Origin of the sequence: Pseudomonas brassicacearum, assembly GCF_918698105.1 — a bacterium.
GTDB classification, from domain to species: domain Bacteria; phylum Pseudomonadota; class Gammaproteobacteria; order Pseudomonadales; family Pseudomonadaceae; genus Aquipseudomonas; species Aquipseudomonas brassicacearum_F.
In genome coordinates, this window is sequence record NZ_CAKKMI010000006.1 from 71870 (window position 1) to 84806 (window position 12937).

General features: G+C 53.3%; 5 protein-coding genes and 2 pseudogenes. 6 read left to right on the forward strand and 1 reads right to left on the reverse strand.

Going from position 1 to position 12937, the window contains the following annotated elements; genetic code table 11:
* The first annotated feature begins 68 nt into the window (after positions 1–68).
* Positions 69–1793, forward strand: a complete 1725-nt coding sequence (gene mobH / locus LQ215_RS04225; protein ID WP_230147511.1) for a MobH family relaxase — start codon at positions 69–71, stop codon at positions 1791–1793.
* A gap of 742 nt (positions 1794–2535) precedes the next feature.
* Here mobH and LQ215_RS04230 read toward each other — a convergent pair.
* Positions 2536–4011, reverse strand: a pseudogene (locus LQ215_RS04230) (TrlF family AAA-like ATPase); the annotation flags it as partial.
* Between the two features lie 84 nt (positions 4012–4095).
* Between LQ215_RS04230 and LQ215_RS04235 the strand changes: the two are divergent.
* The 5 genes and pseudogenes from LQ215_RS04235 to LQ215_RS04255 all read left to right on the forward strand — a co-directional run bounded on the left by LQ215_RS04235 (position 4096) and on the right by LQ215_RS04255 (position 11826).
* Positions 4096–4917, forward strand: a pseudogene (locus tag LQ215_RS04235) (transposase).
* A gap of 313 nt (positions 4918–5230) precedes the next feature.
* Positions 5231–6862 (forward strand): DUF1302 domain-containing protein, encoded by a 1632-nt coding sequence (locus LQ215_RS04240; RefSeq protein WP_230147513.1) that lies wholly within the window; start codon positions 5231–5233, stop codon positions 6860–6862.
* Between the two features lie 29 nt (positions 6863–6891).
* The gene (locus LQ215_RS04245) at positions 6892–8247 is read left to right on the forward strand and encodes a DUF1329 domain-containing protein (RefSeq protein WP_230147514.1); all 1356 of its coding nucleotides are present in this window, start codon (positions 6892–6894) and stop codon (positions 8245–8247) included.
* A 53-nt stretch (positions 8248–8300) separates the two neighbouring features.
* The gene (locus tag LQ215_RS04250) at positions 8301–9326 is read left to right on the forward strand and encodes a WD40/YVTN/BNR-like repeat-containing protein (protein WP_230147515.1); all 1026 of its coding nucleotides are present in this window, start codon (positions 8301–8303) and stop codon (positions 9324–9326) included.
* Positions 9327–9348: 22 nt separating this feature from the next.
* Positions 9349–11826, forward strand: coding sequence for an efflux RND transporter permease subunit (locus tag LQ215_RS04255; RefSeq protein ID WP_230147516.1), 2478 nt, complete (start codon positions 9349–9351; stop codon positions 11824–11826).
* Positions 11827–12937 lie beyond the last annotated feature (1111 nt).

A 12937-nucleotide genomic window follows, 5' to 3' on the forward strand; every position in this document is an offset into this window, starting at 1 on the left:
TCAAGGGTAAGAGTCCTATCCGAAAAGGCTAAAAGGCCACTGACCCTGCCATTTTCCGGGAGGTCACGATGCTTAGTCTGTTTCGCCACAAAAGGCTAAAGCCTCCTCCCCAACCAACCATAAACGTCGCTGAAGGTTACCTGCCCATCGAGTCGCCCCAGAACTTGTTAGCCGCGGAGCATCGCCGCCAGTTGCTCGACCGTATCTGGCAGTACACCGCCCTCTCCCATCCGCAGTTCAGCCAGCTCTATTTAAATCCGATCCATCGCTACGCCGAGCTGGTCCAGCAACTCCCAGCCAGCGAGACGCACCACCATGCGTATCTCGGCGGCATGCTTGACCATGGCTTGGAGCTGGTTGCCTGTAGTTTGAAACTGCGTCAGTCGTATTTGCTTCCCACCGGCGCCGCCCCCGAAGACCAAGCCGCCCAGACTGATGCCTGGTCCGCTGGCATCGCCTATGGCGCCCTGCTGCATGACATCGGCAAGATCGCCGTGGACCTGCTGGTCGAACGCCAGGATGGCCGTGTTTGGCATCCTTGGCACGGCCCCCTGAATCAGCCCTACCGATTGCGCTACCACAAAGGTCGCGACTACCACCTGCACGGCGCTGCCGCAGGCTTGCTCTACACCCAGATTCTCGACCGACCTATACTGGACTGGCTCAGTGGTTTTCCGCCGCTGTGGGCGAGTCTGCTGTATGTCCTGGCCGGTCAGTACGAACGTGCCGGCGTGCTCGGTGAGTTGGTGATGCAGGCCGACCGTGTTTCCACCGCGCAGAACATCGGTGGTAACCCGAGCAAGGCGTTACAAGCCCCCATTCATTCGCTGCAACATCACTTAATTAGCGGACTGCGTCATCTGGTTCAACACGAGCTAAAACTCAACCAGCCAGGTGCTGCGGGTTGGTTGACTCAAGACGCATTGTGGCTGGTCAGCAAGACGGTCACGGACAAACTGCGAGCCTATCTGCTGTCGCAATCGATTGAGGGCATTCCCACGTCCAACATCGCGGTGTTCGACGAACTCCAGTCGCATGGACTGGTCGAGTCTACCTCGGAAGGCAAAGCCATCTGGACGGCGCTCGTCACACAGGGAAACTGGCAGCAAAGCTTTACCTTTCTGCGCCTTCAACCAGCGTTGATTTGGGGGAGCGAAATTCGGCCTGAGACCTTCAGCGGAACGGTGGGTGTTATAGCTGATGACCACTCGAATGACGCTTCGACATCACCACCGGCGCCGAAGATTGTCAGTACAGGATCGCGTCAGAGCTCTTCGCCGAGAGATCCCATGGCAATGGAAGATACCGACTACCTCGGAACTCTGCTCGATATGTTCGAGTTGGAGGGGCGAGAGGCCAGTGACTCGCCGTCAGAAAGCCCGCCCGAAACCTCCCCCCTCCCAACGGATGACCCTGGCCAGGCATTCCTAAATTGGGTCAGAGAAGGCATCCAGAATCACAAGCTGATCATCAATGACAGCAAGGCTAAAATCCACACGGTGAGCGGTACTTTGTTTCTAGTAACACCGGCTCTTTTCCAACGTTATGTCCAGGAGTTTCCGGGCATCTCAATGGGGGCAGACTCCCAAGGTGAAGAATGGCGCTGGGTGCAGAAGCAGTTCGAAAAACTGAAGGTCCACAGGAAGCGAGGCAAAGGTTTGAATATCTGGACGAGCCAAGTGCACGGCCCCAGGAAGAAAACGACCTTGAAGGGGTATCTGATTGCCGAGCCGACGTCACTTCTAGAACCGATACCGCCAGACAACCCATTTCTCGCACTTGACGAGGTATGAGCAATGGACAATATCGGGGGATTGGCTAAAGAGCACAGCTCCGCTAACGCGTGTGGGCAATAGCTTGATCACGGAACACCGTCATGGAAGTTTTCGTGTGGAATGAGCAAACAACGTAATTGGACAACGAATAGGGGACAGGGGTGGCTAGCAGAGTCAAACGACGCGCAATACCCGCGAATGGGTATATGTACCAGGCACTTGTGGGAATCCGTGTACGGTGTGATTGGCTAGACGATCCCAGACTCTACGAATAGGTTCAGTTCGAGGCGGATGACCAAAAAGATGCTCGCGGGTTAGACGACATAATCGTCAAGCGATCCGATCAGCTCATGGCCCTACAGGTGAAATTCACAGTAGATCCAATCGATCCTGCGAATGACCTATCGTGGGCTTGTTTGACAGCGCGCAAAAGCCGGACAGGCAAGTCTCTGCTGGAGAAATGGTCCTTGGCGGCGTTCAGCGTAGGCCTCAAGCGGCTTGCTACCGCGCAGCTGATTACAAACCGGCGTCCGGACCGGGCTGCAAACATTCCTGAACGACCTGGACGTTGAACGGTTTGGGGTAAGACCTTCGTTGGCGCATGGAAATCCTGACGTTAAGGACGATGGTGTCCGCTTTACGCGGACACCATCGTCCTTAATGCTGGAGTTCGGAAGGTGACTTGGCTGGACGCTTACGTTTCCACCGCCCAACACTGAGACTACAGATCTGGGCCGCCAATTTTATAGCGTGGGTTTAATTACCTATCCAGATGTACGCGAAGACGCCTCGCCCGCTCTTGGAACGCTCCTTCGCCACCCTCGAGAATATCGCAAACGGCTTTACGGATGTCCGCATTCTCCAACCCGCCAGACCGATAGGTGATTGGAGGCAGCGCGCCATGTGGGTGCGGCCCAGACTCAGCAATGATGATCTGATCGGCGTCTGTGTTGATTACGAGATTGGCATTGTGCGTCACCATGATCACCTGGCGATGCGCTTTTGCCTCAACAAAAAGGTGAACCAGCTCATCAAAGACTGACTTCGGGTCCAAATTTTCCTCGGGCTGATCGATCACCAGAGGACGGTTGTCACTATCATCCAGTACCAGATAGAGCAGCAGCAGGACTATCCCTCGCGTGCCCGGAGACAGCTTTCGGATATCAACCCCGTCATACTCAATACCATACCTGATTGAAATATGGTCGGTACTGAACAGCCATTGCGCGAATCGCTTCGACCAAGCGCGAAACTCTGCTTGGTCGTTTTGCGGTACAGGCGCGTGATAAAGCAGTTCCTTCTGATACAGGCGCCGGAACTCCTTCATCGCGGCACAAACTGCTACTGAGTCACCCGTTTCCCAAGCACTTTTGAGGACCTCGTTCGACCTTTGCAGAAGTGTACCCCTACCGCGAAATGCACCGATCTTCCGGAGGTCGATTAATCCGTCTTCAGCAACTGAAGTCCATTGCTCCACGTTAGCAATGCGCACCACAGAGAAAGACAGTTTTTTCAACGTCCCCGATGCCTTGGACAGTCGTACCATCAACGGAGCGTATAGGGCCTCCAACACCGACTGCTCAGCGATAAGGGCGTCGAATGCTCGCCCATAGGCCTCCTCGCGGTCGGATTGCAGATCTTTCGCCCGCGCCTTCGCCCCTTGGGCGTCTTTTAGCTTATCTGTTAGGATTTGGAGCGCTGCGGTTTCGGTCGCGATGCTACCGGACAGAGCGGTGTAGCGGCGCTGAGTCTCCTTATCGGCGCTGACAAGCTTCTCCAATCGTGTCATCTCTGCATCGAGCATTGCCTGCGAGAGCGTGCTCAGATCGGTATCATCGGGAAAATAGGGCGTGCTGGGTTCGCCGAGAACCGGAGCCGCTCCCTTTACAGCTGCGATCTTATCGTCAACCCACTTGATGAAGTCGGCGAGATTTCTGTCAACAGGTCCCTTGTAGTCCAATAAGAATTCCGACCACTGCTCATCCGACAAGCCACTATTGGAATGACGAGCCTGCGCCTGTCTTAGCGTCTCTGGTGCTTGGTTGCGGCGTTGATCTTTTACCTCGTCTTGGAGGGCGAGAAAGGTTTGCCGCTGCCCTGTGAAACGCCGTAGCTTTGTACGAAGGGTATTCACCATGCTCGCCAGCTCAGTGTGGCGCGCAGCACGTTTCTCGCTACCGGGGGACACTAGCTTGGCGCGGTCAGCGGTGTAAGCGTCGACAAGCTTCTTTTTCTGAGCCGCATTGGACTCCTAGGTGTAGTGGTCTAATGAAACCGGACACCCATTTAGGCGAGAATGCTCGCCAGATCGAGGTGTCAGATGACCAAACAACGCCGTTCCTTTTCTGCTGAATTCAAACGCGAGGCTGCCGACCTCGTGCTCAAACAAAACTACAGCTACATCGAAGCCAGCCGTTCACTCGGCATTGGTGAGTCGGCATAGCGTCGCTGGGTTGACCAGATTAAGAAAGAACATATAGGCGTCACCCCGCAGAGCAAGGCACTGACACCGGAACAGCAAAAAATTCAGGAGTTGGAAGCCCGGATCGCTCGGCTTGAGCGAGAGAAATCAATACTAAAAAAGGCTACCGCGCTCTTGATGTCGGAAGATCACGAGCGTTTGCGCTGATTGACCAGTTGAGCGTCCATGAGCCGGTTGATTGGCTGTGCAAGGTGTTTGACGTCACTCGCTCGTGTTACTACGCCCAGCGCCTGCGGCGCCGCACACCCGATGTTGAACGGCTTCGATTGCGTAGTCGTGTCAGTGAGCTGTTCTCACAAAGTCGCAGCGCTGCGGGCAGTCGCAGCATCTTGTTGCTGATGCGTGAAGACGGTGAGCAACTCGGTCGATTCAAAGTGCGTAGCTTAATGCGCGAGCTTGATTTAGTCAGCAAACAACCCGGCTCCCACGCTTACAAGCGAGCGACAGTAGAAAGACAACGCACCGATGGAGCGAGTCTTCCGAAGTTTGAAAACTGAATGGATTCCGACCTTAGGCTACAGAACTGCGCAGGAAGCACAGCGCGACATCAGCCATTTTTTGATGCATCGGTACAACTGGATTCGACCTCACCAATTCGACGGTGGGTTGGCGCCAGCCCGGGCCGAGGAAAAACTTAACGTCGTGTCCGGGATTAGTTGACCACTACACATCGCTCACCAGCCAAATACACCTGCCAGCGCCTACCTCGCCTGTGCGACCAATGCGTTCATTGCATGAACCCTACCTGTCTGCATAACAAACTTTTCTACATTTTTTTTTGCCCCATGATCGCTAACACAGGGTCGTATGAATGAAAAAGGGATGTCGTTATTACCCGACACGCCTGTCCCAGATCGATGCGTTGCAACATACTCACAACGGCGCGTCATGAAAGTCACATTAACCAGGGACCCACTTTCGCAACAAAAACATAGCTTGCCAAATCCAATAAAAATAATTGAGAGCTTCGTCCATGCGTAATGAAAAAAACAACATACGCCAACTCAAGAGGGCAGTTCCTCTGCTTTGCGTACTGCCCCTCTATCCCCCCCTCGCGGGTGCCTTCCAGCTCGACTTCGATAACAGCGATCTCAAAGGCTATTTTGACAATACGGTCAAATACAGCAGCGCGTTTCGCACATCAAACCAGGACAATAGCCTCACCGCTGATGCGAACGCTGATGACGGCAATCGCAACTTTGATAAAGGCTCCATTTCCAACCGATTTGACCTATTCTCCGAACTGGGCTTGAGCTACCAGAGCTTTGGCGTTCGCGTGAGTGGGGCGGCGTGGTATGACAACGCCTACAACCGAAACAACGACAATACCTCGCCTGCAACAGTAAACTATGACGGTCAATACGATCAGTTCAGCAGCAAAACTGAAAAGTTGGCCGGTCGCAAAGCCGAGTTGCTCGACGCATTCGTATACGGCTCGACAGATATCGCCGGCCACAGCGCCTCGTTCCGCCTGGGTAAACACACACTGTTGTGGGGGCAAAGCTTGTTTTTCCCCACCAACGGCATTGCCTATGGCCAAGCACCCATTGATGTGGTGAAAGCGCTTTCGGTGCCCAATACCAAGGCAGCCGAATTGTTTATGCCGATCAATCAACTCTCTACTCAGTTTCAGTTCTCTGACACGGTCAGCATGGCCGCGTTTTATCAACTGGAATGGAAGAAAACACGCCTGCCACCGGTTGGCAGTTACTTCAGTGTGTCGGATGTGATCGGCGAAGGAAACGAGAAGATCATCGTCGGTCAAAGTCCGTTTATCGGTGATGCCCAGGGAAATATCTCCCTCTACCGTGGCAAAAGTCGTGATGCCAGCAAGTCAGGTCAATTTGGTATATCGCTCACCATGCGTCCCGGTGAGGGCGATACCGAATACGGTCTGTATGCGCTGCGTTTCAATAACCGATTGCCGCAAATTTACGCGCATCAGGGCAAAGGTTTTCTTCAGCATCCAGGGCAAGTGGGTGAGTTCGCCGAAGTGTATTCCGAGGGCGTAAAAATGCTCGGCGCCAGCTTCAGCACAAGCATCGGTGAGGCCAACTTCGCGGGCGAACTGTCAACACGGTATGACATGCCGCTGCGAAAAAACGGCCCGGTACTCGTTGCACTGGACGACGACGGTCGCGACAACCACGCAGAAGGTCGTACAGGGCATGCGCAATTGTCGACGATCTACCTGGTACCGCGTACTGCACTCTGGGAATCAGCCACGTTTGTCGGCGAGCTGGCTTGGCATCGACTGTTATCCGTCACGCGCAACCGGGAACAATTTGATAGTGAGGACTTCACCGACAGCGCCTTTGGCATGCGCTTTGTCCTCGAACCGAGCTATTACCAGGCAATGCCCGGTCTTGATTTGTTTGTTCCGATCGGCATGGGCTATACCAGAGGAAAATCGCCGATTGATCCAGCGTTTAACAACTATAACGCGGATGGTGGCGGAGACATGAGTATCGGACTGCGTGGCGTCTATGACAATACATGGAACGGCCTGATCAGTTACTCACACTTTTATGGCGATGCCGGGGCGAACACCAACGCCTATCGCGACCGCGACTTCCTCTCGATTTCCATACAACGCGCGTTCTAAAACACCGCCTGATCTGGAGTACATACTATATGAAACTCTCTCGTTCCCTAGTAGTAGCGGGCACCGCGCTGCTTTTCGCAAATATAGCAATGGCTGCCGTTTCAGCTGATGAAGCGAGCAAACTGAAGTCTGAACTAACGCCGCTAGGCGCCGAGCGCGCCGGTAATGCGGACGGCACTATCCCCAAATGGGACGGCGGCTATACGACGGTAGATAAAAACTACCGGCCTGGTGGCAAACGCGGCGATCCGTTCGCCGGCGAAAAACCCCTCTTCAGTATCACCGCTGCCAACTATAAAGAGCATGCGGATCGATTGATCGAAGGTCAGCAGGCGATGTTCGTCAAATACCCTGACTACCGCATTGACATTTATCCCACCCACCGCACTGCAGCTGCGCCGAAATGGGTATACGACAATACCGCTCGCAACGCTCAGGAAGCGAAAGTGTTGAAAGATGGCTCGGCGGTAAGTGGTGCGTACGGTGGCGTACCGTTTCCGATTCCAGCCAATGGCAACGAAGCCATGTGGAACCACATGTTGCGTTGGCAAGGCGAGGCATACACCTCGGAATTTAGTGCCTATAACGGCACGCCCACCGGACGGACATCGCTAACCTCGACTAACAACGCCTTCTACCAGTTTCCGTATTACATAAAAGACGGCCGTGATTCGTTCAACGGACTCTATCGCCAAATCAAACTAATCCCCACTGCACCGCCACTCCAAGCTGGGCAATCCATTCTTGCGCTGGACCCACTGGATCCGTTGGCCAAGGGCCGTCCAACCTGGCAATACCTGACCGGTCAACGTCGGACAAGGAAGTTACCTAACGCGGCTTATGACACGCCGTCTTTCGTCACATCGGGCCAAATGAATTACGACGAAGTGTACGTATTCGAAGGGCCGATGAATCGCTACACATGGGAACTGACGGGCAAAAAGGAATTGTATGTTCCTTACAACAACAACAAGAACCTACAGCCCGCAAACGACGCTGATGTTCTAGGCAAGAGCTTTTTGAACCCTGACCATGTTCGCTGGGAGCGTCACCGCGTGTGGGTAATCGAAGCGACTCTAGTTCCCGGCAACCGCCATGTCATGCCCAAGCGTAAATTCTACCTTGACGAAGATACGTGGCAGGCCGTTCTGGCTGACAACTGGGACGCCAAAGGCCAACTGTGGAAAACCGCTTATATGCTGAACATTGTTGCACCTGAATTGCCTGGGGTCGTAAACACAAGTTTTGGCGTTTACGACCTGCAAACCGGTAACTGGTTTGCGAACAATGTGCTCAACAGCGTCAAAGACCAAATTACGTTCCGTAAAACCTGGCCTGACTCGTTCTTCTCACCTGATTCACTCGCCAGTGAGGGGGTTCGCTGAATCCCCGCCGCGCGGAATAACCCGGCGCGGCAATTTTCTCTGCCGGAGAACATATGAACAAGTTTGTATGTGCAGCCAGCTTGCTATGCCTGCTGCCTCTATCCCAGTACGTCTGCGCCATTACGGCTGAAGACGTAACCACTTACCTGACGGCTGTCAGTAAGGCAGGCCATCGAATAGTTGCTGTTGGCGAACGCGGAAATGTGCTGCTCTCAGACGATGAGGGAAGAAACTGGCAACACGTTGACGCTGGCGTAAGCAGCACTCTCACCGCCGTCAAATTTGTTGACGACCAAGTGGGTTTCGCCTTGGGCCATGGCGGTACAATCCTCAGAACCAGCGATGCAGGTCAGACCTGGAAAACAATGCTTGAAGGTTCACAGGTTGTAAAACTCACTCAACAAGCGGCTGTTGCTATCAGCGCTGACCCCACCCAGAAGGAAAAAGCGACTGAACTGGAGTTATATGCAAAACGGCTGGAGGACAGTGCAGCGAGCGATCCTCTTTTTGACATGCTTTTTCTCGGCGACCAACAGATTTTAGTGGTTGGCGCTTACGGAATGGTGCTGCGCTCTGAAGACGCGGGTGCTACGTGGCAAGTTTGGATGGCGCACGTAGATAACACTCAAGAATTCCACCTTTATGCCATTACACAAGCAGCGGGAGCGATCTACCTTGCCGGCGAACAAGGCTACCTAGCGCGCTCGCTGGATCAAGGTAAAACATTTTCCAAAGTGCAGACCGACGTAGGCGGCAGTTTTTTTACCTTACAGACCGGCAACGATGGCGAAGTTCTAGCAGCAGGTCTGCAGGGAAATATGGTCTCGATAGAAAATAGTGGCGAGACCTGGACCCTGCTTGATACTCAGAGTACCGGCACACTTATCGACAGCGAAAAGAGCGACGACGGCAGCATATATTTTTCTGACATAAACGGCCGTATTGAGAAACTGGCGGGCCGCACACTTACCCCAGTACAGCACGTTGCTGTGCCTGTTTCGGCGTTCACAATCGTTACTGAGGGATCGTTCGTCGTGGTGGGTGCGTCGGGAATTAAAAGAATAACTGCCGAAAACTAATGCTCCGGCGTGAGGACAGACCATGATTCACACTGAATTGAGCGACCCGTTCGATTTCTCTGATCCACAGTCATTTGACAAAAAGTCCGGCAGCCTGGCGGAAAGACTGTTATTCAATCGACGGGGGCTAGTGCTTCTTTTTTGCTTACTTATCACCATCATTCTCGCATTTCAGCTTCGGCACCTGGAACTAAATGCCAGTTTTGAAAAGATGATCCCGTACAACCATCTGTACGTACAAAACTATGTAAAAAACAAAGACGAGTTGGGCGGACAAGGAAACTCTCTGCGTATCGCCGTCCATAGCACCAAGGGCCTTATCTACGAGGAGGCCTATCTGGAAACACTGAAAAAAATCAATGATGAAGTGTTCCTTATTCCCGGGGTTGACCGCCCTTTTATGCGCTCGTTGTGGACACCTTCGACACGCTGGATGGCAGTCACCGAGGACGGCCTTGACGGAGGCCCCGTAGTGCCTGATGACTACACCGGTGATGCAGACTCGTTGTACATCGTAAAAAGCAACGTGGAGCGTTCGGGTGAAATAGGCAAATTGATCGCTTTGGATGCACGCTCGAGTGTGATCTATGTGCCATTGCTCAACGTGGATACCGAGACCGGTTTACCCATTGACTACCAGGCGCTGTCCCAACGTCTGGAAACGCTGCGGGAGAAGTATGCCGGGCAAGACGTAGAACTGCACATTATTGGATTCGCCAAGGTGGTTGGTGATCTGATCTCCGGCCTTAAACAGATCATTATCTTTTTCGTCCTCGCTGTGGTTATCACCGGAGCGGTGCTGCTGTGGTACACACGCTGCGCAAAAAGTACTTTTTTGGTTTTGTTCTGCTCACTTATTGCGATCGTTTGGCAGCTTGGCCTGCTGCCGCTATTTGGTTTAGGGCTAGACCCCTACTCCATCCTGGTGCCATTTCTGGTGTTTGCCATCGGCATTAGCCATGGCGCGCAGAAAATGAACGGCATCATGCAAGACATCGGGCGCGGCGCGCACAAGCTCATCGCTGCCCGCCTTACATTCCGCCGCCTGTTTCTTACTGGCCTGACTGCACTACTCTGCGACGCGGTCGGCTTTGCGGTGTTGTCGATTATCAAGATTGAAATTATCCAAGACTTGGCGATGGTCGCGAGCCTAGGCGTGGCCACGTTGATTTTCACCAATCTGATTCTGCTGCCGATCTTGTTGTCGTACGTCGGCGTCAGCCCGGCGGCCGCCAGCAAAAGCATGCATGGTGACGGTATAGGCTTGGCCAAAGAAGGTCGTCATGGAACTTGGCTTTTCCTGGATCGGTTTACCCAACGTAAATGGGCCAGCGTAACCGTGCTTGGCGCCATCGGCCTGGCGATGTTTGGCTTCTATGTAAGTTTGCACGTAAAGATTGGCGACCTGGAGCCGGGCGCCCCGGAACTCCGCGTCAACTCACGCTACAACGTGGATAACGCGTTTATTACGCAAAACTACGCAGCCAGTAACGATGTAATGATCGTCATGGTCAAAACAGCCGATAACCAATGCGCCCTGTACCAAACACAGTCAAAGGTCGATGACCTGATCTGGCAGCTTCGTAAGCTGCCAAGCGTAGAGTCGACACGGTCGTTGGCCGAACTGAGTCGCGCGGGATTGGTGGGGATGAACGAAGGAAATCCCAAATGGTTCGATCTGTCGCGAAATCAGGCCATACTGAACTCCATCGCCACCAATGCATCGCGTGACTTGTTCAACCAAAGTTGCAACCTTCTGTCTGTGTTTGTTTATTTGTCCGACCATAAAGCGGACTCCCTGGAGGGAGTTACTCGTTTAGTCTCTGAATTCTCGAGCACTCACTCAACTGACGAAGTGCAGTTTCTCTTGGCAGCAGGCAGTGCGGGCTTTGAAGCTGCCACGAATCAGGTTGTTAAAACAGCCAACCGGGAAATGCTGATCTGGGTATATGCAGCCGTAGCCTTGCTATGCCTGATTACGTTCCGCAGCTGGCGCGCAACACTTTGTGCCATCCTGCCATTGATGCTTACGTCTATTTTGTGCGAAGCCCTGATGGTATGGCTGGGGATCGGCATTAAGGTTGCCACACTTCCCGTTATTGCCCTGGGAGTCGGCATCGGTGTTGACTATGCGCTGTATGTCATGAGCGTGCTACTGAAAAACCGCCGCGCCGGACTTACGCTCTCGGAGTCCTACTATGGTGCGCTGCTGTTCACCGGCAAAGTAGTCATGCTGACCGGTATTACACTCTCTGCGGCGGTTTTCTTCTGGGTATTCTCGCCTATCAAGTTTCAAGCGGACATGGGCATTCTTCTCGCATTCATGTTCTTGCTAAACATGCTAGGCGCTCTGATATTGCTCCCTGCGCTGGCTTACTTTCTTTTGCCCGCACCTCAGGTAAGAGAAGCGAACAGCCATCCCCCAGCCTGTGACCGAGATGAGAAAACAGCAGGCAGCACATCGGCTTTACCGAAAGTGATAATGAGCGGTTTGGCTTAGGCATTACTTGCACCAAAAATGGGGTAGCACGTCAGAACCAAGCAGTTTAATTACCGAATTAATCGCGCGCTGACATGCTGCCCCGCCGCCAATAAAATGGTTTGCCAGTCCCACTTTCTGAAGAATAAAAAACAACAATAAGCGGTGCTATTCAAGCACCTTGGACATTTTCATCCTGTTTTTCCCGACCCGCCCACATTTGCTTGAGGGCGTTAGACGACCGCGGAAAACCAACAAGGATACGAATATGATTCGGTATGTAATCAGCGGGTTCGCCAATCTTGCCGTTGGCAAGAAACTCGGTATAGGTTTTGGACTTGTGCTGTTGCTGACCGTTGCGGTTATCGGCGCCGGTTTCTCCGCCGTGGGCGTCGTGATGCGAGGCCAATTACATGTAAGCCGACTCCAGGCTATCGAGGCCAAGCTCTTGACCACTCGGTTATCGGAGCGCGCGTTCGCAATGATCACGAATGATGGCAATGCCGCTACGACCCGTCTTAATATCAATGAGGTGCAAACGTTGTTAACCCAGCATCTGGCCGACAGCCCCCCTAGCGGTAAACAGGCGTTACAGCGTGTAGAGGAGTCGACGGAACTTTACCGGACTTACTTTGAGCGTTTTGTCGATCAACAATCTCTGGCTTCCGAGGCGCGTGCGAAGATGAGCGACGCCGCCCGCGAAGCCGGCGATCAGTTCGAAACGGTCGAAATCAGCATGTACGACGCAGTACGCGAACAACGCGTTTCTAACGAAAGCACTGCCAATAACGACCCACTCACCCTGGCCGAAACAGCCTCGGCGCTTAGTAAGCAAATGCTCGAACTCAGGCAAAATGAAAGCCACTACATCATTGACGGTACCGATGCGGCGTTCCAGAACTGGACTAGCGTAAGTCATATCCTCCAGTCCTCATCCGTCGCATTGTCGGAACTGTTGGCTGATGATATGAGAAACACGATGGGCAATGCCCTTTACGCCCTGACCCAGTATCAACAAGCCTTCGCAATTTATAATCAGGCGCTGCAAGAAAGCCGTCGCTTCGAGGCACTTCTGATCATGCAGGCAGAGACTGTTTCAGCTCTGGTTGAGGGTGCGAAAAGCGCCACCATC